This is a genomic window from Janibacter hoylei PVAS-1 (genome assembly GCF_004025845.1).
In the GTDB taxonomy this organism is placed as follows: Bacteria; Actinomycetota; Actinomycetes; order Actinomycetales; family Dermatophilaceae; genus Janibacter; species Janibacter hoylei.
The window spans coordinates 91,838-116,934 of the sequence record NZ_PIPF01000013.1 but is presented as its reverse complement, the minus strand read 5'-3'; the positions used below and the strand labels follow the sequence as shown (position 1 = coordinate 116,934).

General features: G+C 72.4%; 25 protein-coding genes. 5 read left to right on the top strand and 20 right to left on the bottom strand.

The genetic code is table 11. From position 1 onward, the window contains the following. Positions 1-49: 49 nt before the first annotated feature. The 4 genes from smc to CWN80_RS13865 form a co-directional block, all read right to left on the bottom strand. Positions 50-3,643 carry a chromosome segregation protein SMC gene (smc, locus tag CWN80_RS13880; RefSeq protein WP_128277440.1) on the bottom strand — a complete coding sequence of 1,198 codons (3,594 nt, stop codon included), beginning with the start codon at positions 3,641-3,643 and terminating at the stop codon, positions 50-52. Between the two features lie 90 nt (positions 3,644-3,733). Further along, positions 3,734-4,495, bottom strand: a complete 762-nt coding sequence (gene map / locus CWN80_RS13875) for a type I methionyl aminopeptidase (protein ID WP_007927831.1) — start codon at positions 4,493-4,495, stop codon at positions 3,734-3,736. A gap of 4 nt (positions 4,496-4,499) precedes the next feature. After that, positions 4,500-4,808 carry a chorismate mutase gene (locus CWN80_RS13870; RefSeq protein ID WP_128277439.1) on the bottom strand — a complete coding sequence of 103 codons (309 nt, stop codon included), beginning with the start codon at positions 4,806-4,808 and terminating at the stop codon, positions 4,500-4,502. 44 nt (positions 4,809-4,852) lie between these two features. Further along, positions 4,853-5,143 (bottom strand): acylphosphatase, encoded by a 291-nt coding sequence (locus CWN80_RS13865; RefSeq protein ID WP_007927842.1) that lies wholly within the window; start codon positions 5,141-5,143, stop codon positions 4,853-4,855. Between the two features lie 70 nt (positions 5,144-5,213). Here CWN80_RS13865 and CWN80_RS13860 point away from each other — a divergent pair, with 70 nt between their 5' ends. Further along, complete coding sequence (locus CWN80_RS13860; protein ID WP_128277438.1) at positions 5,214-7,124, top strand: acyltransferase family protein; 1,911 nt, start codon at positions 5,214-5,216, stop codon at positions 7,122-7,124. A gap of 108 nt (positions 7,125-7,232) precedes the next feature. Here the strand turns inward: CWN80_RS13860 and mutM are convergent, their stop codons facing one another. The 9 genes from mutM to CWN80_RS13815 all read right to left on the bottom strand — a co-directional run bounded on the left by mutM (position 7,233) and on the right by CWN80_RS13815 (position 15,378). Next, on the bottom strand, positions 7,233-8,105 hold the full coding sequence (gene mutM, locus CWN80_RS13855; protein ID WP_007927845.1) for a bifunctional DNA-formamidopyrimidine glycosylase/DNA-(apurinic or apyrimidinic site) lyase: 873 nt from the start codon (positions 8,103-8,105) through the stop codon (positions 7,233-7,235). 1 nt (position 8,106) lies between these two features. Further along, on the bottom strand, positions 8,107-8,853 hold the full coding sequence (gene rnc / locus CWN80_RS13850) for a ribonuclease III (protein ID WP_007927846.1): 747 nt from the start codon (positions 8,851-8,853) through the stop codon (positions 8,107-8,109). A 13-nt stretch (positions 8,854-8,866) separates the two neighbouring features. After that, positions 8,867-9,061, bottom strand: a complete 195-nt coding sequence (gene rpmF, locus CWN80_RS13845) for a 50S ribosomal protein L32 (protein WP_007927847.1) — start codon at positions 9,059-9,061, stop codon at positions 8,867-8,869. 1 nt (position 9,062) lies between these two features. Beyond that, positions 9,063-9,659, bottom strand: coding sequence for a YceD family protein (locus CWN80_RS13840; RefSeq protein WP_040881312.1), 597 nt, complete (start codon positions 9,657-9,659; stop codon positions 9,063-9,065). Positions 9,660-9,763: 104 nt separating this feature from the next. Further along, on the bottom strand, positions 9,764-10,246 hold the full coding sequence (gene coaD, locus CWN80_RS13835; RefSeq protein WP_007927850.1) for a pantetheine-phosphate adenylyltransferase: 483 nt from the start codon (positions 10,244-10,246) through the stop codon (positions 9,764-9,766). Then, on the bottom strand, positions 10,243-10,797 hold the full coding sequence (locus CWN80_RS13830; protein ID WP_007927852.1) for a hemerythrin domain-containing protein: 555 nt from the start codon (positions 10,795-10,797) through the stop codon (positions 10,243-10,245). Before CWN80_RS13830 ends, coaD begins: the two co-directional genes overlap by 4 nt. 48 nt (positions 10,798-10,845) lie before the next feature. Next, complete coding sequence (gene rsmD, locus CWN80_RS13825) at positions 10,846-11,421, bottom strand: 16S rRNA (guanine(966)-N(2))-methyltransferase RsmD (protein WP_007927854.1); 576 nt, start codon at positions 11,419-11,421, stop codon at positions 10,846-10,848. Between the two features lie 88 nt (positions 11,422-11,509). Next, positions 11,510-13,726 (bottom strand): ATP-dependent DNA helicase RecG, encoded by a 2,217-nt coding sequence (locus CWN80_RS13820; RefSeq protein ID WP_128277437.1) that lies wholly within the window; start codon positions 13,724-13,726, stop codon positions 11,510-11,512. Further along, a complete protein-coding gene (locus tag CWN80_RS13815; RefSeq protein ID WP_040881315.1) occupies positions 13,726-15,378 on the bottom strand; it encodes a DAK2 domain-containing protein in 1,653 nt (550 codons plus the stop codon). The genes CWN80_RS13820 and CWN80_RS13815 overlap by 1 nt, the downstream gene beginning before the upstream one ends. 155 nt (positions 15,379-15,533) lie before the next feature. On the opposite strand from CWN80_RS13815, the gene rpmB reads away from it, so the two are divergent. Continuing rightward, on the top strand, positions 15,534-15,728 hold the full coding sequence (gene rpmB, locus CWN80_RS13810) for a 50S ribosomal protein L28 (protein ID WP_007927862.1): 195 nt from the start codon (positions 15,534-15,536) through the stop codon (positions 15,726-15,728). Positions 15,729-15,818: 90 nt separating this feature from the next. Here the strand turns inward: rpmB and thiL are convergent, their stop codons facing one another. Then, positions 15,819-16,823, bottom strand: coding sequence for a thiamine-phosphate kinase (gene thiL / locus CWN80_RS13805; protein WP_128277436.1), 1,005 nt, complete (start codon positions 16,821-16,823; stop codon positions 15,819-15,821). A 54-nt stretch (positions 16,824-16,877) separates the two neighbouring features. Here thiL and CWN80_RS13800 point away from each other — a divergent pair, with 54 nt between their 5' ends. Next, positions 16,878-17,336 (top strand): DUF3515 family protein, encoded by a 459-nt coding sequence (locus CWN80_RS13800; RefSeq protein WP_007927864.1) that lies wholly within the window; start codon positions 16,878-16,880, stop codon positions 17,334-17,336. Between the two features lie 154 nt (positions 17,337-17,490). On the opposite strand, the gene CWN80_RS13795 is transcribed toward CWN80_RS13800, so the two are convergent. Next, entirely contained in the window at positions 17,491-18,618 is a 1,128-nt protein-coding gene (locus CWN80_RS13795; protein WP_128277435.1) for a D-alanine--D-alanine ligase family protein, read from the bottom strand. Positions 18,619-18,649: 31 nt separating this feature from the next. On the opposite strand from CWN80_RS13795, the gene CWN80_RS13790 reads away from it, so the two are divergent. Next, complete coding sequence (locus tag CWN80_RS13790) at positions 18,650-19,753, top strand: trans-sulfuration enzyme family protein (protein ID WP_007927866.1); 1,104 nt, start codon at positions 18,650-18,652, stop codon at positions 19,751-19,753. Between the two features lie 173 nt (positions 19,754-19,926). Here the strand turns inward: CWN80_RS13790 and CWN80_RS13785 are convergent, their stop codons facing one another. Both CWN80_RS13785 and CWN80_RS13780 read right to left on the bottom strand, forming a co-directional pair. After that, positions 19,927-20,925 (bottom strand): NAD(P)H-dependent glycerol-3-phosphate dehydrogenase, encoded by a 999-nt coding sequence (locus CWN80_RS13785; protein ID WP_128277434.1) that lies wholly within the window; start codon positions 20,923-20,925, stop codon positions 19,927-19,929. Continuing rightward, the gene (locus CWN80_RS13780; protein ID WP_007927870.1) at positions 20,922-21,677 is read right to left on the bottom strand and encodes a lysophospholipid acyltransferase family protein; all 756 of its coding nucleotides are present in this window, start codon (positions 21,675-21,677) and stop codon (positions 20,922-20,924) included. The genes CWN80_RS13785 and CWN80_RS13780 overlap by 4 nt, the downstream gene beginning before the upstream one ends. Positions 21,678-21,762: 85 nt before the next feature. On the opposite strand from CWN80_RS13780, the gene CWN80_RS13775 reads away from it, so the two are divergent. Next, positions 21,763-21,969, top strand: a complete 207-nt coding sequence (locus tag CWN80_RS13775) for a hypothetical protein (protein ID WP_007927872.1) — start codon at positions 21,763-21,765, stop codon at positions 21,967-21,969. A 54-nt stretch (positions 21,970-22,023) separates the two neighbouring features. On the opposite strand, the gene CWN80_RS13770 is transcribed toward CWN80_RS13775, so the two are convergent. From CWN80_RS13770 to leuC, 3 genes are all read right to left on the bottom strand, one after another. After that, positions 22,024-22,764 (bottom strand): HU family DNA-binding protein, encoded by a 741-nt coding sequence (locus CWN80_RS13770; protein ID WP_040881316.1) that lies wholly within the window; start codon positions 22,762-22,764, stop codon positions 22,024-22,026. A 204-nt stretch (positions 22,765-22,968) separates the two neighbouring features. Further along, positions 22,969-23,562, bottom strand: coding sequence for a 3-isopropylmalate dehydratase small subunit (gene leuD / locus CWN80_RS13765; protein ID WP_007927875.1), 594 nt, complete (start codon positions 23,560-23,562; stop codon positions 22,969-22,971). A 10-nt stretch (positions 23,563-23,572) separates the two neighbouring features. Beyond that, positions 23,573-24,997 carry a 3-isopropylmalate dehydratase large subunit gene (gene leuC / locus CWN80_RS13760; protein WP_007927876.1) on the bottom strand — a complete coding sequence of 475 codons (1,425 nt, stop codon included), beginning with the start codon at positions 24,995-24,997 and terminating at the stop codon, positions 23,573-23,575. Positions 24,998-25,097: the final 100 nt, after the last annotated feature.

The following is a 25,097-nucleotide window of genomic DNA, read 5'->3' as shown; positions in this document are numbered from 1 at the left end:
CAACTCGACCCGCCGCCCGGCACGGGCGTCATCGAGCGCCTGCGGGGCCTCAGGCCGGCTGGGCCTCGCCCGCCGGTGCGACGTCACGCAGGCGCTGGCTGACCACGGTCGTGATGCCGTCACCACGCATCGAGACGCCGTAGAGCGCGTCGGCGACCTCCATCGTCTTCTTCTGGTGGGTGATGACGATGAGCTGGCTGGAGTCGCGCAGCTCCTCGAAGAGCATGATGAGGCGGCCGAGGTTGGTGTCGTCGAGGGCAGCCTCGACCTCGTCCATGATGTAGAAGGGCGAGGGCCTGGCCTTGAAGATCGACACGAGCAGCGCGACCGCGACGAGCGAACGCTCACCACCGGAGAGCAGCGACAGGCGCTTGACCTTCTTGCCCGGAGGACGAGCCTCGACCTCGATGCCGGTGGTCAGCATGTTGCTCGGGTCGGTGAGGACCAGTCGCCCCTCGCCGCCGGGGAAGAGGCGGGAGAAGACCCCTTCGAACTGCTCGGCGGTGTCGGCGAAGGCCTCGGAGAAGACCTGCTCGACCCGCTCGTCGATCTCGGCGACGATCTCGAGCAGGTCCTTCTTGGACTGCCGCAGGTCCTCGAGCTGCGTCGTGAGGAAGGTGTGGCGCTCCTCGAGCGCCGCGAACTCCTCGAGCGCCAGCGGGTTGACCTTGCCGAGGGCCTTGAGTCCGCGCTCGGCGGTGCGCAGGCGCTTTTCCTGCACCTCGCGCACGTAGGGCTGCGGCTGCGGGAAGTCCTCGGACTCCGGGTCCTCGTCGGGACCGGCGACGTGGGGCACGAGCTGGTGCGGGCCGAACTCCTCCATGAGGACGTCGGGGTCGACTCCCAGCTCCTCGATGGCCTTGGCCTGCAGCTGCTCGATGCGGGCGATCTGCTGGGCGCGCGCGACCTCGTCGCGGTGCACCTCGTCGGTCAGCTCGCGCAGCGCGTCCTGCTGCTCGGTCAGCTCGGTGCGCAGCCCGCGCAGCGCCGCGTCGCGCTCGGCCCGGGCGGCCTCCCCCGCGTCGCGCTGCTGGCCGGCCACCGCCGCGGCGGCAGCGATCCGCTCCCCCGACCAGGTGGCGGCACTCTGCACGGCTGCCGCGACCTCGGCCTCGCGTCGGCGACGCTCGCGGCGGGCCCGCAGTCGCTCCCGGGCGGCGATCTCGTTGCGGGCGGCCCCCTCGAGCGACTCGGCCCGGCCGTGCAAGGAGCGGGCCCGCTCCTCCTTGGTGCGCAGAGCCAGACGCACCTCGGTCTCCGCGGTGCGCGCCGCGCTCGCCTCGAGCTCCAGACGCTCGCGGTCGTCGGTGTCGTCATCCGTCTCGTCGTCGGCCGGGGCCGCGGAGGCCTCCTCGAGGCGCTGCTCGAGCTCGGCGAGCTCGGCACGCTCGGACTCGAGCGCGGTCGTGACCTCGGTGATCTTGGCGCGGGTGCGCTCGGCCTCGCTGCGGGCGGTCCGGGTCGTCGTGCCCAGGCTGCCGAGCTGCTCGGCGACGGCCGCCATCCGGGCGTCGGACTCGTGCAGGGCCTCCATCGCGGCATCGCGCGCCTCGACGCACTCGGCGAGGGTGGCGCGGGCGCGGGTCAGGGCAAAGGCCGACTCCTCGCTGCGCCGGGTCGCGTCGTCGAGGCGGGTGCGGGTCTCGTCGACGGCGGCCTGCAGCTCGAGCAGGCTCGGTGCGGCGCTGGACCCGCCCCGCACGAAGCCCGGTCCGTAGACGTCACCCTCCTCGGTGACGGCGGTGACCTCGCCGACCCGCTCGAGGAGGGCCAGCGCGGCGGGCGTGTCCGAGACGACGGCGACCCGCTCGAGGACCTGCTCGACTGCGGGGCGGATGTCGTCGGGGGCCTCGAGCACGTCGAGCGCCCAGACGGCGCCGTCCGGCAGGGTGGGCCAGCTGCTCCGGTCCGAAGGGCGGGCCGTTGCGCCGACGACGAGCGTCGCCCGACCGGCGTCATCGGTGCGCAGCTGCTCGACGGCGCGGGCCGCCGCCGCGACGCTGCCGACCGCGAGCGCATTGCCGGCCTGGTCCAGCGCCGCGGCGATGGCCGCCTCGTGCCCCCCACGGACCGTGACGAGCTCGGCGACCGAGCCGATGATCTCGTGCTCCCCGGACGCGGCCTCGCGCAGCGCCTCGACCCCGTCCTTGCGGCGCAGGCTGAGCTCGAGGGCCTCGAGGCGGGCCTGGGCGGACTGGCGGTCGCGGTCGGCCGTGCGCCCGGCCTCGACGATCTGCTCGACCTCCTGGGTAGCGGAGTCGTGGGCGGCGGCGGTGCGTTCGTAGGCCTCGTCGAGGCCCTCCTCGCTCCCCTCCTCGTCGGCGATGGTCCCCTCGAGCCGGGTGAACTCCCGCTCGGCCTCGTCGGCGCGGGCGAGTGCCGTCGAGACGATCTCCTCGAGGCGCCCGACCTCGGCCTCACGGGCCTCGATGCGCGACCGGCGAGCGCCGACCTGCCCGGCGAGGCGGGCCAGGCCCTCACGCCGGTCGGCCGCGCGCTGGGCGAGGGTCGCGATGCGCTGCTGCTCGGCGGCGTGCGCCTGCTCCGCAGACTCGCGGGCGGCGACGGCTGCGGCGAGCTCCTCCCCCACGCGGGCGATGTCGGCGCGCAGCGTCTCCTCGTCGGCACGTGCCCTGGCCGCCTGCTCACGCAGAGCGTCCGGGTCGCGGCCGCTCGTCGTCTCGACCTCCTCGTCCTGGCCGAGCAGGCGCACCCGCTCGGCGGCGAGGGAGGCGGTCGCGGCGAGGCGGTCGGTGAGCGTCGCCAGCCGGGTGGCGCGCTGCTGCGCGGCGACGAGCTCGGCAGCGGCGGCGGCCCCGGCCTCCTCGTGCTCGGTGATGCGGGTGCGGGCGGCGAGCACGGCCTGCTCGAGGGTCTTGCGCCGCTCGAGCATGGCCTGCTCGTCGGCGACCTCCTGCTGGAGGGCCGAGGTCATCCGCACGAGGTCGTCGGCGAGCAGGCGGTGACGAGCATCGCGGGCGTCGGCCTGGATGACCGCTGCCTTGCGGGCGGTCTCGGCCTGGCGGCCCAGCGGCCCGAGCTGGCGACGGATCTCGGTGGTCAGGTCCGCGACGCGCGAGAGGTTGGCCTCCATCCCCTCGAGTTTGCGGATCGCCTTTTCCTTGCGCTTGCGGTGCTTGAGGACGCCGGCGGCCTCCTCGATGAAGCCGCGGCGCTCCTCGGGGGTCGCCCGCAGGACGGCATCGAGCTGGCCCTGCCCGACGATGACGTGCATCTCCCGGCCGATGCCGGAGTCGGAGAGCAGCTCCTGGATGTCGAGCAGCCGGCACGAGGTGCCGTTGATCGCGTACTCCGAGCCGCCGTTGCGAAACATCGTGCGGCTGATCGTCACCTCGGTGTAGTCGATCGGCAGCGCACCGTCGGTGTTGTCGATCGTCATCGTCACCTCGGCGCGGCCCAGCGGCGCCCGGCCGGCCGTCCCGGCGAAGATGACATCCTCCATCTTGCCGCCGCGCAGCGACTTGGCCCCCTGCTCGCCCATGACCCAGGCGAGGGCGTCGACGACATTGGACTTGCCCGACCCGTTGGGTCCGACGATGCACGTGATGCCCGGCTCCAGGCGCATGTGGGTCGCCGAGGCGAACGACTTGAAGCCCTTGAGGGTGAGGCTCTTGACGTACACGAGCGAGGCGCTCCTCGGGCCGGCGGCGGGATGAGTTCGGGCCACTCTACTTCCGGGCAGCCGGAGGCCGGGGCGCTGCGCCCCCTTCGCTCAGGCGGTGAGGATGATCGGGTCGCCGTCGGTGATGGCGACCGTGTGCTCGCTGTGGGCACCACGCGAGCCGTCGACGCTGCGCAGGGTCCACCCGTCGGGGTCCGTGTAGATCTCGTCGGTCGTCGCGAGGAACCACGGCTCGATGGCGATGACCAGGCCCGGCCGCAGGGGCATGCCCCGGCCCGCCCGACCGTCGTTGGCGACGTGCGGGTCCCCGTGCATCTCGCGGCCGACACCGTGCCCGCCGAAGTCGGTGTTGATCGAGTAGCCCTCGCCGCGGGCGACGGCTGCGATCGCCGCACCGATGTCGCCGATCTTCTTGCCGGGGCGGGCGACCTCGATCGCCGCCGCGAGCGCTCGCTCGGTCGTGTCGATGAGCCGCAGGTCCTCGGGGTCGGGCGTACCGACGACGAAGGACCGGGCCGCGTCGCACACCCAGCCCTCGACCGACACGGCGAAGTCCACGGACAGCAGGTCACCGTCGCGCAGCCGGTAGTCGTGCGGCAGGCCGTGCAGGACGGCGTCGTTGACCGAGGTGCACAGGACCTTGCCGAAGGGGCTGGCCCCGAAGGAGGGGTGGTAGTCGATGTAGCACGAGGTCCCGCCGGCGGCGCGGATCATGTCGTGCGCGATCGCATCGAGCTCGAGGAGGTTGGTGCCGACCTCGGCGACCTCGGTGAGGCGCTGCAGCACGTCTCGCACGAGCCGCCCGGCGGGGCGCATCTGCTCGATCTCGCGGGGGGTCTTCAGCTCGATCATGCGATCAGTCCTCGTCCGGGCCGGCCTGCTGGCTGGCGATCTGCTCGTGGTGGTGGATGACCTCGGCGATGACGAAGTTCAAGAACTTCTCCGCGAAGACCGGGTCGAGGCCGGCCGTGTCGGCGAGGTCGCGCAGTCGCGCGATCTGGCGCTCCTCGCGCGCCGGGTCGGCGGGCGGCAGGTCCATGCGCGCCTTGAGCACCCCGACGCTCTGCGTCGCCTTGAACCGCTCGGCGAGCAGGTGGATCAGCGCCGCGTCGATGTTGTCGATGGACTGACGCAGTCGCAGCAGCTCGGGGGGTGTCTCGCTCACCCGGTCAAGGCTAGGTCACGTGCCCGGCTCGGCTCGAGGGCCTCTCACTTCTCGACGAAGCCCGCGACTCCTCCCTTCGCGCTGCCGTCCTGACGCACCACCGACGTGACCTGACCGGGCCGGCGCGTCGTCGAGGGCTCCTCCCGCAGGAGCCGGTCCAGCGCGGCCAACGCCGAAGGGGAGCCCTGCGCCACGACCTCGACCCGCCCGTCGTCCATGTTGCGGGCGTGGCCGACCAGACCCAGCTCGAGGGCCCGGGAGCGGGTCCACCAGCGGAAGCCGACGCCCTGCACCCGGCCCCGGACGAAGTAGGTCGCGCGCTCCGTGCTGGTCATGGCGGCGAAACTACCCGCTCCCCGGTGCGCCTCCACCACCCGAGGGCCGCGCGCGCCTAGCGTCGGGTGCGTGGGTCAGCCAACCGCCACCGCCGACGCAGAGGCCACCTCCGCGCCCGAGGCCACCTCCCCGCCAGCCCCGGCCGGCCGTGCCAGCCGCGGCCACCTCGCCGGGCTCGACGGCCTGCGGGCCCTGGCGATCGTCGCGGTCGTCGTCTTCCACCTCGACCCGGCCTGGCTGCCCGGTGGATTCCTCGGCGTCGACGTCTTCTTCGTCATCTCCGGCTTCCTCATCACCACACTGCTCGTCCGCGAGCGGCGGGACACCGGGCGGGTGGACCTGCGGGGCTTCTGGACCCGCCGGGCCCGACGCCTCCTGCCCGCCCTGCTCGTCGTCGTCCCGGTGGCGATCCTCATCGCCCGCACCGTCGAGGCCGACCTGCTCGTCGGCGTGCGCCGCCAGGCGCTCGGAGCCCTGACCTTCTCGACCAACTGGCTCGAGATCGCCCAGGGCAGCAACTACTTCGCCGCCACCTCGCCGCAGCTCTTCATGAATTTCTGGAGCCTGGCGGTCGAGGAGCAGTTCTACCTCGTGTGGCCGCTGGCGATGATCGGCCTGCTGTGGCTGCACCGCCGCTTCGCCGTCACCGAGGGCGCGCTCGCCACCCTCGTGCTCGGGCTGGGGCTCACCTCCGCCGTGCTCATGGCGGTGACCTTCGACCCCGCGGCGCCCACCGTCGCGTACTACGGCACGCACACCCACCTCGTCGGCCTCATGCTCGGTGCCGCCCTGGCGATCGTGTGGACCGGCCCGCTGCGGGCGTACACGACGAGCCGGGTGTGGTGCACCCGTCGACCGTGGATCGTCGGCGCCGCCATCGTGACGATCGCGCTGCTGCTGGCCTTCGCCGCCGAGGACCACGCGTGGACCTTCCGCCTGGGCATCCCGCTCGTGTCCGTCGCGACCGCCGTGCTCCTGCTCGCGGCCGTGGAGCGCCCCGGGCGGCTGCGCAGCACCCTCGAGCTGCCGCCCCTGACGTGGATCGGGCAGCGCTCCTACGGCATCTACTTGTGGCACTGGCCGGTCATCCTCATCGTCGCCCAGGACATCCCGACGAGCGCCGGCTCCGCCGCCTTCGTCTGGACGCGTGTGTGGGCCGTCGTCGTGACGCTGGCCCTGGCCGACCTGTCCTACCGCTTCATCGAGACCCCCGTGCGCCGGCTCGGCTTCCGCGAGACGGGTCGTCGCATCCTCGGCGCCTTCACGCTCCTGCAGTCGGCGCGGGCCCGCCGCGTCGTGCTCGGCACCGCCGTCGCCGCCGCCCTCGTGCTCGGGCTCGTCCTCGTCACGGCCCCTGACACCACGTCGACCCAGCGCACCATCGAGGCCAACGAGGCCCGCGCGGCCGCCCCCCGCAAGACCGAGCCCGCCCCGACCTTCTCCGGCACCGCGAGCTTCACGATGCCGGAGGGGGACGAGATCGACGTCTTCGGCGACTCGATGGTCGTCGGCTCGGTGCCCGCGCTCGAGTACTACTTCCCCGGCGTCCAGATCGACGCGAAGTCCAACCGCCGCTGGTCCGACGGGCGCTCGGCCATCGAGGCGGCCGGCTCCTCGCTGCGCCGCGCCGTCGTCCTGGCCTTCGGCACCAACGCGGGCACCGAGCCCGAGACGATCCGCGCGATCCTCGACGAGATCGGCGACGACCGCATGGTCGTCATCGTCAACCTCCACGCCGATCGGCTCTCCCGCATCGACGACGACAATGCCGAGCTGCGCAAGATCGCGGCCGAGCGGCCCAACGTCGCCCTGGCCGACTGGGACGCGGCCGTGGCGGCGGAGGACCTGCAGGCCGACGGAATCCACCCTTCGCTCGGCGGGGCGCACACCTACGCGGCGACGATCCGGCAGGCCTTCGCCGACCTCTCCGAGAAGCACACCGGCAAGGCCGTGACGCTCAAGGACCTCCCCCGCCCCTGACCCCGCATCTCCCTAGGGAAATCACCCATCCGGACCACATTTCCCTAGGGAAATGCGCACACCCGGCCGCATTTCCCTAGGGAGATGCGCACGCCCGGCCGCATTTCCCTAGGCAGATGCCGACCTCGGGCGCACCTGGCAGCGCGGACACGAGGTGGAGCTGCGGTTCATGAACTGCTCGCGTCGCATCGTCGTGCCACACCGCGGGCAGGGGCGTCCCTCCTGGCCGTAGGCGGCGAGCGACCGGTCGAAGTAGCCCGAGGCGCCGTTGACATTCACATAGAGCTCGTCGAAGCTCGTGCCGCCCTGCTCCAGGGCCTGCGCCATGACGTCGCGCGCATGGTCGAGCAGGCGCGCGATCGCCGGCTTCGTCAGCGACGAGGCGAGCCGCTCCCCGTGGACCCCGGCACGCCACAGCGCCTCGTCGGCGTAGATGTTGCCGATGCCGGAGACGACGGTCTGGTTGAGCAGCACCCGCTTGATCCCGCTGCGCCGCCGCTTGATGTCGCGCACGACGACGTCACGGTCGTAGTCGGGGTCGAAGGGGTCGAGCGCGATGTGCGTGATGCCCTCCGGCACACCGTCGACGAGATCGGCGAGGGCGAAGCCGCCGAAGGTGCGCTGGTCGACGAAGCGCAGCTCGTGGCCGGCGTCGGTGAAACGCACCCGAGCGTGGGTGTGGCGGGCCTCCGCGTCGTCGGGGTCGGTGACGAGCATCTGCCCGCTCATGCCGAGGTGGACGACCAGCCCCTCGTCGGGCACGGCGTCAGGCCCCTCGGCGAGGGCCAGCCACAGGTACTTGCCGCGCCGGTGGGCCCCGGTGACGGTGCGACCGGCGAGGCGGTCCTCGAGATCACGCGGACCGGGCACGTGGCGTCGAGCCACCCGCTCGCCGCGCAGCGACACGGTCTCGATGGTCCGTCCGGTGACGTGGGCGGCCAGTCCGCGTCGGACGACCTCGACCTCGGGCAGCTCGGGCACGTCAGGCCGAGGTCTGGGGCGCGTCCGCGGTCAGCGCCGCGTACGCGTTGGCCGCAGCCTGCTGCTCGGCGTCCTTCTTCGACCGCCCGACACCGGTGCCCCGCACCTCGTCGCCGACGTGGGCGTGGGCGGTGAAGGTCTTGTCGTGGTCGGGACCCTCGTCGCTCGTGCGGTACTGCACGCCGCCGAGACCTTGGGCGGCCGCGACCTCCTGCAGGGAGGTCTTCCAGTCGAGGCCGGCGCCGAGGTTGGCCGAGCTCTTCATCACCGGGCCGAGCAGGGAGTGCACGAGCAGCCCCGCGGCGTCGAGGCCGCGGGGCTTGGGCGTCGAGAGGTAGACCGCGCCGATGACCGCCTCGACGGTGTCGGCGAGGATCGAGTTCTTGTCCCGCCCGCCGGTCGTCTCCTCGCCGCGCCCGAGGCTGACGAAGTCACCGAGACCGATGGTCCGGGCGACCTCCGCCAGGGCACGCATGTTGACCACGGCGGCCCGCAGCTTCGCCAGCTCCCCCTCGCTGAGGTCAGGGTGCGTCGAGTGCAGGTGGTCGGTGACGACGAGCCCGAGCACCGAGTCCCCGAGGAACTCGAGGCGCTCGTTGTGGGGCAGGCCGCCGTTCTCGTAAGAGTACGAGCGGTGTGTGAGCGCACGCGTGAGCAGCGGCTCGTCGACGGGCTCCCCGGTCACCTCGGTGAGGTATCGGGAGAGCTCCTCGACGGGCCGCTGCTGCGGTGAGGTCCTGTCGCTCATTGCGACAGGAGGCTCAGGCCTGGTGCTCGGTACGGTCCGCGGTCGCGTAGTAGCGACCCTTGTAGGTACCGCAGGAGGGGCAGGCCTGGTGGGCCGGCGCCGGCGACTTGCACTGGGGGCAGGTCGACAGCGCGGTCGGCGTCGCCTTCCAGTTCGCGCGGCGGCTACGGGTGTTGGAGCGCGACATCTTCCGCTTCGGGACGGCCACGTCAGTTCCTCTTCTCTTCGTTGTCCTCATCCCCCGCCTGGGCGGCCAGAGGCGCAAGCGCCTCGAGTGCCGCCCACCGGGGGTCGATCAGCTCATGGTGGTGCTCCGGGTCGTCCTCGAGCCTGGCTCCACACTCGGAGCACAGTCCCGGACAGTCGTCCCGGCACACCGGTTGGAAGGGCAGGCTCGGCAGCACCGCGTCCCGCAGCACCGGCTCGAGGTCGATCTGGTCGTCCTCGATCTGGTGCTCTTCCTGCTCGTCGGCCTCGGCATCCACCTCGCGGTGGTGCTTCGCCCGATCCGGCCAGACGAACAGCTCCTGGAAACGGTTGTCGACCGGTAGGTCGATTTCGTCCAGGCACCGCACGCATGCGCCCGTCGCCGTGGCAGAGACCGTCCCCGTCACCAGCACGCCCTCGTGCACGGACTCCATCCGCACCGTCAGGTCCATCGGGTGACCCTCGGGGACGGACAGCACATCCGTGCCGAAACCGGCAGGTGCTCCGGCCTGGACGTCCACTTCATGCATCGACCCGGGTCGTCGGCCCACGTTCTTGGCATCAAGCACCAAGGGCGAGGAGGGGGCGTTGCGTTCCATGGCTCCAGTCTCCGGAAGAACGGCCCACGACACGACGACGTAGACCGACGCACCAGACTACCGGCGATCCCCCCTTCGTCCCAAACCGGCGAAGGGGGCGGCGCTCAGGGCCCCGGCAGCCGCTCGACGAGGGCGTCGCGCACCTCGTCGGAGACCAGTCCGGTGACGTCGCCGCCGAAGCGGGCGACCTCCTTGACGAGCGAGGAGGAGACGTGCTCGTGGCGGGGGTCGCCGGGGATGAAGAGGGTCTCGACACCCGTGAGGTGCCGGTTCATCAGGCCCATCGGCCACTCGTAGGAGAAGTCGGTCTCCCCGCGCAGCCCCTTGAGCAGGACCTGCGCGTCGAGCTCCGCGCACACGTCCACGACGAGCTGGTTGGCGAAGGGAGCGACCCGCACGTTGCTGAGGTCCCCGACCTGAGCCTCGATGAAGGCGACCCGCTCGTCGACGGTGAAGGTGCCCTGCTTGGCCGGGTTGTGCAGGATCGCGACGACGACCTCGTCGAAGAGCGTGGCGGACCGGCGAAAGACGTCGACGTGGCCGACCGTCACCGGGTCGTAGGAGCCGGGGCAGACGGCGCGGGTCACGACGGCTGGTCGTCGTTGGGGAGCAGACCGTCGTCGTAGGCCTGCTTGACGATGGACTCCACCTGCTCGATGCTGCCGGCGCCGGCCTCGAGGAGCTCGTTGCGCCTGGCGGACCAGCTCTTGCCGAGCTGCTCGCGCAGCTCCTCGCTCGCGTCCTCCCGGGCCGGGTTGAGGATCGTCAGCTCCTCCTCGCCGATGTGGTGGTTGAGCACCTCCGCGACGGCCTCGAGGGCGTCCTGAAACTTCTGCGTGTCGGTGCCCTTGGCCCGGAGCAGGTGGAGCAGCGCCTCGTTGGTCGCCGCGTGCTCCTTCTCGCCGTGCTCCTCCTCCTCGCCGGCGATGACCTTGCGCGACTTCAGCTTCGGGTAGGCGATCTCCTCCTCGGCCTCGCTGTGGGCGATGAGCAGTGCGGCGAAGGCGGCGCGGGCCGCCTCGCGATCAGCCGTGGCGTCGCGCATGTCGCGCATGAGGCTCTCGAAGAGCCGGTGGTCGTCGGCGATGAGGTCCGTGATGTCGCCTGCTGCCGGCCGCGGGATCGTGTAGTCGCTCATGTCCCCATTCCTACCGGATGATCGGGGACGGTGCGGGAGGCCGGCCGCTCAGATCTGGTAGTCGGGGGCGACGCGGATGGCAAACCACAGCGTCGTCTCGCCGTAGGCCTTCGAGCCCTCGGCGACGATGCCGTCGGGCCAGGTCGGCTCAGGCGAGCGGGACGAGCGCTCGATGACGATGACCGGCTCCTGGGCCAGCCACTGGTGGGCGAGGAGCATCTCGAGGACGGCGGTGAGCGAGTCCTCGGTGACGTCGTAGGGCGGGTCGGCGAGGACGAGGTCGTAGCGCAGCGAGGCCGGACGGTCGAGGGCCTGCTCGACGGTGCTCGACTGCAGCCGCGCGCCGGCGACGCCGAGGTCGGAGATGTTGGCGCGGATCGTCGCGGACGCCCCGCGGTCGGACTCGACGAGCAGCACGCTGGCCGCGCCGCGGCTGGCCGCCTCGAGGCCGAGGGCCCCGGAGCCGGCGTAGAGGTCCATGACGTGCGCCCTGTCGATGACATCGCGCGCCTCGAGGGAGCTGAAGAGCGCCTCGCGCACCCGGTCGGTCGTGGGCCGCGTGCCGTCGCCGGAGGGGGTGCGCAGTCGTCGGCCGCCGGCCTCGCCGCTGATGATCCGAGTCACCGCTCCATGATGCGTCATCGGGTCGGCGAGGGACCACCCGGGCGCGGGTCCGCCCCTCGCCCGAGGTCACCGCGACGAAGGGAGCGACTCAGCCCTTCTCGAGGTAGGCCGCCTGCTCAGCGTCGAGCCAGTCGGTGATCGTCTCGCGCAGCTGCGGGTGGTCGCTGAGCTCCGGGTCGGCGTCGAGCAGGCCCTGCGCGTCCTCGCGGGCGGCGACGATGAGCGGCTCGTGCTCGAGCACCGACAGGTGCTGCAGCTGGCTGCGCACGCCGTGCTGGGCGGTGCCGAGCACGTCGCCCTCGCGGCGCTGGGTCAGGTCCAGGCGCGCGAGCTCGAAGCCGTCCGTGGTCGCGCTCACGGCCTGCAGCCGCTCGAGCGCCGACTCGCTGTCGGTGTCCGTCATGAGCAGGCACAGGCCGGGGTGGCCGCCACGGCCCACGCGTCCACGCAGCTGGTGCAGCTGCGAGACGCCGAAGCGGTCGGCGTCGCGGATGACCATCATCGAGGCATTGGGCACGTCGACCCCGACCTCGATGACGGTCGTCGACACGAGCACGTCGATCTCGCCGGCGTGGAAGCGCGCCATGACGCGCTCCTTGTCCTCCGGGGCCATCCGCCCGTGGAGCATCTCGAGGGTGACGCCCTGGAGGACCGGGTGCTCGGCGAGCGCCGCGATCGTCTCCTCGACCGCGGCGAGGGGTCGCTCCGTGCGCTCCTGCTCGACACGCTCACCGTCGTCGTGCTCGTCGTCGACGACGGCGTCCTCGGCGACGAGGTCGACCCCGTCGAGGTCGTGCGGGTCGTCGCCGCCGATGCGGGGGCAGACGACGTAGACCTGACGTCCGGCCGAGACCTCCTCGGCCACGCGGGCCCAGGTGCGGTCGACCCACCCCGGCTTGCGGGCCTCGACGACGTGGGTGGTGATCGGCTGGCGGCCCCGCGGCAGCTCCCGCAGGGTCGACGTCTCCATGTCGCCGAAGACGGTCATCGCCACGGTCCGCGGGATCGGGGTCGCCGTCATGACGAGCAGGTGGGGTGGAGTGACGCCCTTGGCGCGCAGGGCATCTCGCTGCTCCACGCCGAAGCGGTGCTGCTCGTCGACGACGACGAGCGCGAGGTCGGCGAAGGAGACCTTGTCCTCGAGCAGGGCGTGGGTGCCGATGACGATGCCGGCCTGCCCGGAGGCGATCTCGAGCAGCGTCTCGCGGCGGCGGGCTGCCGACATCGACCCGGTGAGCAGGGCGACGCGGGTGGCGTGCTCGTCGCCGCCGAGCATCCCCCCTTCGGCCAGGTCACCGAGCATGGCGGTGATCGACGCGGCGTGCTGGGCGGCGAGCACCTCGGTCGGCGCGAGGAGCGCCGCCTGTCCCCCGCTGTCGACCGCGGCGAGCATCGCGCGCAGGGCGACGATCGTCTTGCCCGAGCCGACCTCGCCCTGCAGGAGGCGGTGCATGGGGGTCGGGCGGGCCATCTCGTCGAGGATCTCGCGACCGACCTGCTGCTGTCCCGGCGTCAGCTCGAAGGGCAGCCGCTCGTCGAAGGCTGCGAGCAGGCCACCCTCGCGGGGGGCGCGTCCCTGCGTGACGACCGCCGCTGCCGCGCGCCGCCGCTGCCCGAGGATGCACTGGAGGACCAGCGCCTCCTCGTAGCGCAGCCGCTCCCTGCCGGCCTCGACGTCGGCGTGGTCGCGGGGTGCGTGGATGGCACGAAGGGCGGACCTCCGGTCGAGCAGGCCACGCCGGGTCCGCACGGCCTCGGGCACGGCGTCGACGACGCCGTCGAGATGCCCGAGCACGAGCCGCACGCAGCGGGTGATCGTCCACGGGTGCACGCCGGGCACGTGGCGGTAGATCGGGATGAGGCCGGTGTGGTCGGCGTCGCCGAGCTCACCGAGGGCCGCGGCCTCCTCGAGCGAGGCGTAGCCCGGGTGTGCGAGCTGGGTGACGCTGCGGTACTCCGAGACGGTGCCGGCGAAGAGGAACTCGCGCCCGGCGACGAGCTTGTGCTCATGGCCGCGCGCGTCGAAGAAGGTCACGCGCATCCGCGAGCGCCCGTCGGTGATCGTGGCCTCGAGCATGCGGCCGCGGCGGGACTTCATCGTGCGGGTCTCCGCGTGCTCGACCCTGGCCACCGCGACGAGGAAGTCCCCGGGGCGGGGACAGCCGAGGTCGGGGGCGGCGGTGCGGTAGCGCCGGGGCCAGAAGTCGAGCAGCTCCCCGACGGTCTCGATCTGCCGGTGCTTGGCGAGCTTGCCGGCTGCCTGGCCGCCGAGCAGCCCCTTGAGCCGGGTCTCCTCGGTCGCCACTACTCGGCCCCGAGGAGGAGCAGGTAGTGCGGCTGGACGCCGTCGACGACCTGCACCTCGATGCCGGCGCGCCGGGACTCGATCCACCCGGTGACGGCCTCGGCGAGCCCGTCGGGTGCGTCCTCGCCGACGACGAGCGTCACGAGCTCGGTGCCCGCGGAGACGATGCCCTCCAGCACCTCGCGGGCGACCTGCTCGGCGTCGGAGCCGACGATGGTGATGTCGCCGCTCACGACCCCGAGGACGTCACCGACCTCGCAGAGCCCACCGCTCGTCAGCCCGGCCTTGACGGCGACCGTCACGGCGCCGTGCCGGGTGGCGGCGGCCGAGCGGGTCATCGCGAGGACGTTGTGCTGCGTCGTCGCGCCCGGGTCGAAGACGGCGAGCGCCGCCAGTCCCTGGACCGCGGTCACGGAGGTGATGACGTGGACGGTCTGCCCCTCCTGGGCTGCGGCGTGGGCTGCCGCGTCGGCGGCCATCCGGGTGTCACGGTCGTTGGGCAGGAGGATGACCTCCTCGGTCCCGGCCTGGCGCACCGCCGCGACGAGCTCGCCCGCCGAGGCGCGGTGGCCGGGGCCCGAGGCGACGGTCGTCGCCCCGGCCTCCTCGAGCAGGGCGGCGATGCCGGGACCGGCCGCGCAGGCGACGATCGACAGGCCGCCCTTCGGGGCCGGTGCGATGGTCTCCAGGAGGGTCACGGCGACCCGGCGCGGTACCCCGTGCTCGATGCCGGCCTCGAGGGCCGCCCCGATGTCGTCGGTGTGCACGTGCACGTGGCACACGTCCTCCGCGGTCGACACGACGACGCTGTCGCCGATCTCGTCGAGCCGCTGACGCAGCCGGGTCACGCCCCCTTCGTCCACGTCGTGGAGCAGGTACATGACCTCGTGGGCCGGGCCGTCGTGGGGAGCCGTCACGGCGGCCCCGTCGACCGGGCGGGTCCAGCCCGGGCGCCGCTCGAGCGTGGGGTTGAGGGTGAACTCGTCGACGGCATAGCTCGTCGGCGCGCCCTCCTCGTGCACGACCTGGTCCAGGGCCTCGACGAAGAGGAGGTACCCGGCGCCGCCGGCATCGACGACCCCGGCATCGGCGAGCACCTGCAACTGGTCCGGGGTGCGCGCCAGCGCCGCGCGCGCTGCGTCGACGGCTGCTCGGGTGAGCTCCCCGAGGCTGCCCCCGTCACGACAGACCTGCTCGGCCCGCTCGGCGGTTGCGTCGGCGACGCTGAGGATCGTCCCCTCCTGCGGGCGCACGACGCTCTCGCGGGCCCGGTCGGCACCGCGGCGCACCGCTTGGGCCACGGCCTTGGTGTCGATCGACACGAGGTCGCCGGCGCTCACGACCTCGCTGACCCCGCGGATCATCTGGCTGAGGATGACGCCGGAGTTGCCCCGGGCGGACATCAGGGCCGCGCGGGAGATGGCGGCGGCCTCGCTGGGCAGCGGGAGGCTGCCGAAGGTCCCGGCACGCTCCTGCTCCGAGCGGGCGGCGTCGAGGGCCTGGTCGAGGGTGAGGTACATGTTGGTGCCCGTGTCACCATCGGGGACCGGGTAGACGTTGAGCGCGTCGATCTCGGCACGCCTCGCGGCGAGTGCGGCGCGGGTCACCACGACCCACCGGCGCACGGAGTCAGCGTCGAGGACCTCCAGCACGCCGTCAGGGTAGTGGAGAAGGACCGCCCCCACGCCGTTTTGGTGGTGTCGTGCTCACTCGGCTACTCTGTACCGGTTGCCCGGTGACAGCTCCGCCTCTTCGGTGGAGTGCCCGAGCACGACACTCACGTTACTGACGAACACAGGAGATACCCGTGGCTGCCAACTGCGACGTCTGCGGCAAGGGACCGTCCTTCGGACACTCCATCTCGCACTCGCACCGCCGCACCAAGCGTCGCTGGAACCCGAACATCCAGCGCGTTCGGGCCAAGGTGGGCGACGCCGGGGTGACCCCGAAGCGTCTCAATGTCTGCACCTCGTGCCTCAAGGCCGGCAAGGTCAAGCGCTGACCCGAGCCTGACGACATCGCCGCCGCTCCCCTCACGGGGACGGCGGCTTTTTCGTGCGTCCACGGGCGCCACCGCCACGGCCGAAGGGGGTCACCCCCGGAAGTGGTCCCAGCCGATCACCTCGGGTGCTGTGCCGTCGACGAGCACCGCGGGCTCCCCGGCCGCACAGCTGCCGAGGACCTGCCAGCCAGCGGGGACGTCGGCCGGCGCGAAGGTCGCCACGAGCGAGTGCTCCTCGCCCCCGCTGAGCACCTGGACGAGTGCCTCGTCGGCCCCCAGGGCCCGGGTGAGCGGGCCGTCGGCCTGCACGCGCAGTGCCTGCCCGTCGAGCTCGACCCGCACGCCGCTCGCACGGGCGACCCGGCCGAGGTCGCGCACGAGCCCGTCGGAGACGTCGATCATCGACGTCGCCCCGGCACGCGCCGCCGCGGGCCCCTCGCGCCAGGGCGGCGACCCGGCGGTCCGGTGGACGAGGCAGAGGTCGTGGGCCGCCTGCTCGGACCCGCCCGGCTCGCCGTCGAGGTGGGTGCGTCCGCGACCCGCGAGCAGGAGCTGCAGCCCTCCCCCGGACCGGCCGAGCCCGCCCCGGACGGCGACGACGTCGCCGGGCCGGGCACCGTCGCGACACACGGGTGGACGCCCTTCGAGGTCACCGGTCGCCGTGATCGCGACGACGACCGTGCCGGAGGCCGCCGACGAGAGGTCGCCGCCGAGCACGGGGGCACCGGCCTCCCCCGCGGCCTGCGCGATGCCCTCGGCGAGCTCGAGCGCCCAGGCCACCTCGGTCTCCGGGTCGGCCGCGAGCGCGACGAGCAGCCCGGTGGGCACCGCACCCATCGCCGCGATGTCCGCGATGTTTTGCGCGACGACCTTGAGCCCCACCTCGCGCGCTGACGACCAGTCGTCGCGCCAATCACGCCCGCGGACCATGGAGTCGGTCGTGAGCACGACACTCCCCGAGGGGGCGGCGAGCACCGCGGCGTCGTCGCCGGGGCCGAGCGGCACGGCCGCGGGCCCGGTGATCCCGCCGAAGCGCGGGAAGAGCTGCTCGAGCAGCTCGCCCTCGGTGAGGTCACGCAGGCGCGTGCGGGGCATCCGGGCTCTCCGTCCGACGAAGGGGGGTCAGGACCGCACGGTAGCCTCCCGGCCGTGCCCACCACTCCCCGACCTCGCGTCGCGCTCGCCTGTGCCCTCGCCCTGCCCCTGCTGCTCGCCGGCTGCGCCGGGGCCGTCGAGGTGGGCGTGCCCGGGGCGGCGGGTAGTCCGGCGTGCACCGCCGCGAGCGAGCACTGGCCGCAGGAGCTGTCGGGTCAGGCCCCCGTGGAGACGGACCCGAGCGACCCGGCTGTCCGGGCGTGGGGCGACCCGGCGATCGTCGCGCGCTGCGGTGTGCCGGCGATGCCGCCCACCGAGGAGCAGTGCGTCGTCGTCGACGAGATCGGGTGGGTCGCCGAGGACCTGGGTGACGGCACGCGACTGACGAGCTTCGGTCACGACCCGGCGATCGAGGTCATCGTGCCGCAGGAGCAGGGGCCGGGCCCGCTCCTCCTGCCGGCCTTCAGCGAGGCTGTCGAGGAGCTGCCGACCAACGGCCGGGAGTGCTCCTGAGTCCGGGGCACTCCCCCTTCGCTGCGCATCTCCCTAGGGAAATACGGCCCTCCTGCGCATTTCCCTAGGGAGATGCGCACCCCTGGGCACATTTCCCTAAGGAGATGCGCACCCCTCGGCACATTTCCCTAGGGAAATGACGGCGAAGGGAGGGTCAGCGCAGGCCGACGGGGCGCTCGAGGGCGAGCTGGATGAGCTCGTCGACGAGCTCGGGGTAGGTCACGCCACTCGCCTCCCACATGCGCGGGTACATCGAGTGGGGCGTGAAGCCGGGCATGGTGTTGATCTCGTTGATGACCACGGCACCGCCGTCGGTGACGAAGCAGTCGACCCGCGCCAGGCCTTCGCAGGCCAGGGACTCGAAGGCGGCCGCTGCCAGGCGACGCACCTCGTCTGTGACGGCCTCGGACAGGTCGGCCGGGCAGGAGAGGACGACCGAGGCCTCGTCCAGGTACTTGGCCTCGAAGTCGTAGAAGTCGTGGCCGTGGCCCTCCTCGACGACGATCTCGCCCGGCATGGACGTGCGCGGCGCGTCGAGACCGCGGCCCTGCAGCACGGCGCACTCGATCTCGCGGCCGACGATGCCGGACTCGACGATGACCTTGAGGTCGTGCTCGCGGGCGGCCTCGATGGCGGCCTCCAGCCCGTCGGGGGTGTCGACCTTGGACACTCCCATGGACGAGCCGGCCCGGCAGGGCTTGACGAAGACCGGGTAGGTCAGGGCGGCCACAGCGTCCATCGCCGCGGCCTTGTCCCGGCGCCACTGGGCGTCGGTGATGACGGTGTAGGGCCCGACGGGCAGACCGGCGCCGGCGAAGACGACCTTCATGTAGTGCTTGTCCATCCCCGCCGCCGAGGCGAGCACCCCCGAGCCGACATAGCGGATGTCGGTGAGCTCGAGCATGCCCTGGAGGGTGCCGTCCTCGCCGTAAGGGCCGTGGAGCAACGGGAAGACGACGTCGACGTCGCCCAGCGCCTCGAGCGCCTGACCGGGGCGGTGGACGGTGAGCGCCGTCTCCCCCACGCGCGTCGGCAGGATCACCTCGGTGCCGGTGTGGGCGACCTCGGGGGTGTGCCCCGGCGTGAGCGCCAGCGCGTCGGGGTCGTCGGCGGCCAGGACCCAGGCGCCGTCGCGGGTGATGCCCACGGGCACGACGTCGTAGGCGTCGCGGTCGATCGCCCGCAGCACACCGGCCGCGGTGGCGCACGAGACGGCGTGCTCGGAGGAGCGTCCGCCGAAGACGACGGCGACGCGCGGCTTGCTGCTGGGATGGCTGCTCATCGGGGGAAGACTAACGTCTAGCCTCTCGCCCATGGAGCACCGAGACGACGACGCGCACGCAGCCCTCTCCCCCCGCACCCGCGTGGTGGCGCTCGGTCGGCCCGAGCGGGCGCCGGGCGCGCCGCTCAACGCTCCGGTCACCTTCACCTCCACCTACGTCCAGGACGGACCGGTCAACTACGCCCGCGTCGACAACCCGACGTGGACCCCCTTCGAGCTGGCCGTGGGTGACCTCGAAGGGGGCCGGGCCCTCCTCTACTCCTCCGGCATGGCGGCCGTGCACGCGGCGCTCTCCCTCGTGCCCCAGGGCGGGACCGTCGTCGCGCCGGCCGCGGCCTACAACGGCGTCGTCGTCTCCCTCACCGAGGCCGCCGAGGCTGGCCGGCTCACCGTGCGCTGGGTCGACATCACGGACGATGCCGCCGTCGGGGCCGCCCTGCCGGGCGCCGACCTGCTGTGGCTCGAGTCGCCGTCCAACCCGCTGCTCGAGGTCGCCGACATCGCCGGTCTGGCGGCCGCGGCGCACGAGGCGGGGGCGCTCGTCGTCGTCGACAACACCTTCGCCACCCCGCTGCTGCAGCGACCCCTCGAGGACGGCGTCGACGTCGTCGTGCACTCGGCGACGAAGTACCTCGCGGGCCACTCGGACGTCATCCTCGGGCTGACCGTCACGCCCGACACGGCGACGGGACGGGACCTGCACACCCGACTGGCCCGGCAGCGAACCCTCGGCGGGGCGATCGCCGGCCCGATGGAGGCGTGGCTGGCCCTGCGCGGGCTGCGGACCCTCTCCCTCCGCGTCGAGCGGGCCTGTGCCAATGCTGCCGATCTCGCGGGACGGCTGGCCACCCACCCGCGGATCTCGCGGGTCCGCTACCCCGGCTGGGGCGCCATCGTCTCCGTGGAGGTCGCCGGCGAGGGTGACGACGTCGTCGAGGCGGAGGCCCTGACCACCGGCACGCGGATCTGGTCGCCGTCGACGAGCCTCGGCGGGGTGGAGTCACAGCTCGAGCGGCGCCGCCGCCAGCCGGGCGAGCCCGAGGCCGTGCCCGTCAACCTCGTGCGGCTGTCCGTCGGAGTCGAGGACGTCGAAGACCTCTGGGCCGACCTCGAGCAGGCCCTCGACCGCATCTGACGGCGCAAGCGCAGGACGAAGGGGGGTGACCGCGCACATCAAGCCGATGTCAGGCACGACGACGTGACCTGCGGGCAGACGAAGGACTTCGGCGGGCGCGGTCGTCCGCCTTCGTCCGGAGCCGCAGCGGCCCTTCGAGACGGTCGCGGGCGGCCTCCTCAGGGAAGAGTGCCCTACTCGGTCTCGTGCTTGCGGGCACGCGAGAGGAGCACGCCCTCCATGTCGCGCGGCGAGACGCCCTCGTGGACGACCCGGGTGACCTGCTCGGTGATCGGGACCTCGACGCCGTGGGCGCGGGCGAGGTCGAGGATCGAGGCGCAGGACTTCACACCCTCCGCGGTCTGGCGCGTCTGCTCGGTCACCTCGGCGACCGACAGCCCCTCGCCGAGCTTGACGCCGAAGGAGTGGTTGCGCGAGAGCGGCGACATGCACGTGGCGATGAGGTCGCCCACGCCGGCGAGCCCGGCCATCGTGCGGGGGTCGGCGCCCAGCGCCATGGCCAGGCGCGTGGTCTCCGCGAGACCGCGGGTGATGATCGACGCCTTGGTGTTGTCGCCGAAGCCCAGGCCGGCGGCCATGCCGACGGCGAGCGCGATGACGTTCTTGACCGCACCACCGAGCTCGACGCCCACGACGTCCGTCGAGGTGTAGGGGCGGAAGAAGCTCGTCGAGCAGGCGGCGGCCACGCTCGTCGCCGCGTCGACGTCCGGGCAGGCGACGACCGTCGCGGCAGGCTGCTGCTGCACGATCTCGCGTGCGAGATTGGGCCCGCTGACGACCGCGATCCGCTCGGCTGGGATGCCCGCGACCTCGTGGATGACCTGGCTCATCCGCTTCGTCGTGCCGAGCTCGATCCCCTTCATCAGCGAGACGACGATCTTGTCCTGTCCGAGCAGGGGGGCCCAGCCGGTGAGGTTGTCGCGCAGCGACTGCGACGGCACGGAGAGGACGACGATCTCGGCTCCGTCGGTCACCTCGGCGGGGTCGGTCGAGGCCGAGATGCGCGAAGGGAGCGCCACCCCCGGCAGGTAGTCGTCGTTGACGCCGGCGTTGAGCTGGTCGACGAGCCCCTGACGGCGGCCCCACACCCGCACGTCGTTGTCGCCGGCGGCGAGGATGGAGGCAAAGGCGGTGCCCCAGCTGCCGGCACCGAAGACGGCGATCTGTGTCATTGGTCGACTCCTTGTCGGTAGTTGCCCGTGACCCTCAGGCCGTGGGACTTGGGGTCGAATCGCTCGGCGGGTGCTCTTTCGCCCCGCAGCTGCTCGAGCTCGTGCGTGATCGCCGCCATGATGCGCTCCGTGGCGGCGGTGACCGTCGGGGCATTCAGCGGCTGGTCACGCAGGTCGTCCAGGACGACCGGCGGCCCGAAGCGCACCCGCATGAGCCGGCGGTGCCGGGAGAGCCGAGGCCGCTTGGCGTAGCGGGGCAGCAGCTCCTGCGGGCCCCACTGCGCGACGGGGATCACCGGCGCACCGGACTGCAGCGCCAGACGCGCGGCACCCGTCTTGCCACGCATGGGCCACAGGTCGGGGTCGCGGGTGAGCGACCCCTCGGGGTAGACGACGACGCACTCCCCCTCGCCGAGAGCCCGGACGGCAGGGACGAGAGCCTCTCCGGCAGACGAGGTCTCGCGGTCGACGCGCACCTGCTTGGCGTGGCGCAGGACCCACCCGACGACCGGGGTGTCGAAGAGCGTGCTCTTGGCGAGGTAGACCGGGCTGTAGCCGCGGTTGTAGAGCACGTGCGCCCACGGGAAGGGGTCGACGTGCGAGATGTGGTTGGGCGTGATGAGGAAGCCGCCCTCCTCGGGCACGTGCTCGAGGCCCGACACCTCGTAGCGCGCGACGACGCGCATCGCGCCGCGCAGCAGCCCGGCGGCCACCCGGTACATCACGGGCGTGTGCGTGCGGTGGACGACCATGTCACCTCTTCTGCTGTCGGGTCCGGGGTGAGACCCGGGGCCGGCGTCGGCTTGTTCACCCTAGGACACGGATACGCTCGCTCACGTGCAAGCCACGGTCTTCTCCCACTCCCCGGATGCGACGACGGTCGTCACCGACGCGGGCCGCCGCCTCGAGGTGGCCGCGGAGGTCGTGGCCGCCAGTGGGCTGCGCTTCGTGCGGCCCGGTCAGCGGGTGAGCATCACCCTGCGCGGCGACGTCGTCGAGCGGCTGTGGATCACCGGCATCGGCGAGGGCGAGACGATCGCCTGACGGGACGACGTGGGGGCCGGCGACCTCGGTCACCGGCCCCACGCGTACCGCAGGTCAGTCGCTGCTCGCGGCGGGCTTCTTCGCGGGCGTGGCCTTCTTGGCGGGCGTCGACTTCTTCGCCGGCGTCGCCTTCTTCGTCGAGGTGGCCTTGGTCGCCGTGGCCTTCTTGGCGGGCGTCGACTTCTTCGCCGGCGTCGCCTTCTTGGCCGAGGCGGCCTTGGTCGCCGTGGCCTTCTTCGCGGGCGTCGACTTCTTCGCGGGCGTCGACTTCCTCGCCGGCGTCGCCTTCTTCGTCGAGGCGGCCTTGGTCGCCGTCGCCTTCTTGGAGGGCGTCGACTTCTTGGCGGTGGTCTTCTTCGCCGAGGTCTTCGTGGCGGTCGACGTCTTCTTGGCGGGTGCGGCCTTCTTCGACTTGCGACCTGGAACGGCGCTCTCGGCGATGCCGAGAGCCGTCCCCGCGACGCTCGTCACGGTGCCGGCCGCAGCCCGCGCCGCGGCCGGGGCCGCCTTGGGCAGGGAACGGGGGTCGGCCACGTAGCCCTTGAAGCTCGTCCCGGCCTTGAAGCGCGGCACCGACGTCTTCTTGATCTTGACGACCTCACCCGTGCGGGGGTTGCGGCCGGTGCGGGCTGCGCGGGCCGCCTTCTCGAAGGTGCCGAATCCGGTGATGGCGACGCGGCCACCCTTCGCCACCTCGCGGACGATCGTGTCGAGCACGACCTCGAGCGCTTCCTGGGCGGCCTTCCGGCTGCCGAGCCTCTCCTCGAGAGCCTTGACGAGTTCTGCCTTGTTCACGGTCACTCCCGTAGCGGTACGGCGCCGGTCGTCCCCCGGCAGGGAAGGCCGAGTCGTGCACCCGACCTGTTCCGACGGTAGGGGTGGGGAGAGCCACGGTGTGTGATTTGGACCCCGTCATTTTGTTGTCGCGCAAGCCGGTTCACGAAGGGGGCGGCGCGCCGCCCCCTTCGCTGTGAACCAATACGCCTGTGCGTCAAGGAGTTACGCCGCGTTGGTGACCGGCTTCCAGCTCGGGCGGGCGGCCTCGAAGTCGGTGACGTCCTGCTCGTGACGCAACGTCAGTCCGATGTCGTCGAGCCCTTCGAGCAGACGCCAGCGGGTGTAGTCGTCGACGTGGAAGGCGCAGACGATGTCACCCGCGGTGATCGTCTTGGCCGTGAGGTCGACGGTGATCTCGGCACCCGGGGTGTTGTCGAGGTACTTCCACAGCAGCTCGACGTCGTCCTGCGAGACCTGCGCGGCGAGCAGCCCCTGCTTGCCGGAGTTGCCGCGGAAGATGTCGGCGAAGCGCGAGGAGATGACGACCCGGAATCCGTAGTCCTTGAGCGCCCACACGGCGTGCTCGCGCGAGGAGCCGGTGCCGAAGTCGGGGCCGACGACGAGCACGGAGCCGTCGCGGTAGGCGGGCTGGTTGAGCACGAAGTTTTCGTCGCCCCGCCAGGCCGCGAAGAGCCCGTCCTCGAAGCCGGTGCGCGAGACCCGCTTGAGGTAGACGGCGGGGATGATCTGGTCGGTGTCGACGTTGCTGCGGCGCAGCGGGACGCCGGTGCCGGTGTGGGTCGTGAACTTTTCCATGGCGTGCTCCTCAGACCGTCTCGAGGCTGGCGGGGGCGTCGGACTCCAGGTCCGCGGGGCTCGACAGAGTGCCGCGCACCGCGGTCGCCGCGGCGACGAGCGGGCTGACGAGGTGGGTCCGACCACCCTTGCCCTGGCGCCCCTCGAAGTTGCGGTTGCTCGTCGAGGCCGACCGCTCCCCCGGCGCGAGGGTGTCGGGGTTCATGCCGAGGCACATCGAGCAGCCGGGCAGGCGCCACTCGGCACCGGCGTCGGTGAAGACCTGGTCCAGGCCCTCGGCCTCGGCCTGCAGGCGGACGCGGGCGGAGCCGGGCACGACGAGCATGCGCACGGAGTCGGCGACGCGGCGTCCCTTGATGACCTCGGCGGCGGCGCGCAGGTCCTCGATCCGACCGTTGGTGCACGAGCCGACGAAGACGGTGTCGACGGCGACCTCGCGCAGCGGGGTGCCGGCCGTGAGCCCCATGTACTCCAGGGCCTTGGCGGCGGCGACTCGCTCGGTGTCGTCGGCGATCGCGGCGGGGTCCGGCACGGCCTCGCCGAGCGGCGAGCCCTGGCCCGGGTTGGTGCCCCACGTGACGAAGGGGGTGAGCGTCGAGGCGTCGATGTCGACCTCGGCGTCGAAGACGGCGTCGTCGTCGGTGCGCAGGGTGCGCCAGTGCTCGACGGCGGCGTCCCAGTCGGCGCCGGTCGGGGCGTGGTCGCGGCCCTTGAGGTAGTCGAAGGTCACGTCGTCGGGGGCGATCATGCCCGCGCGGGCGCCGGCCTCGATCGACATGTTGCACACGGTCATGCGTGCCTCCATCGACAGTGCCTCAATGGCCTCGCCGCGGTACTCGAGCACATAGCCCTGCCCACCGCCGGTGCCGATCTTGGCGATGACGGCGAGGATGATGTCCTTGGCGGTCACGCCGGGCTGCAGCTTGCCGCGGACGTTGATCGCCATCGTCTTGAAGGGGTTGAGCGAGAGGGTCTGCGTCGCGAGGACGTGCTCGACCTCGCTCGTGCCGATGCCGAAGGCCAGCGCACCGAAGGCGCCGTGGGTGCTCGTGTGGCTGTCGCCGCAGACGACCGTCATGCCGGGCTGGGTCAAGCCGAGCTGCGGCCCGACGACGTGGACGATGCCCTGCTCGGCGTCGCCCATCGGGTACAGCCGCACACCGAACTCCGCGCAGTTGTCGCGCAGGGTCTCGACCTGGACCTTGCTCACCGGGTCGGTGATCGGCCCGGGGGTCGTCGGGACGTTGTGGTCCTCGGTCGCGAGCGTGAGGTCGGGACGGCGCACGGGCCGGCCGGCGATGCGCAGGCCCTCGAAGGCCTGCGGGCTCGTCACCTCGTGGAGGAGGTGCAGGTCGATGTAGAGCAGGTCGGGCTCTCCGTCGACGTGTCGGACGACGTGCTCGCCCCAGACCTTTTCGGCCAGCGTTCCAGCCATGTGCCTCTTCCCTCCATGCGGTTCCGCGATGTGTGCGCGGGGGTGTGTCGCTGCCGACATTCGCACGTCGCCAGCGACCCGGATCTTGCGTCTCACGACA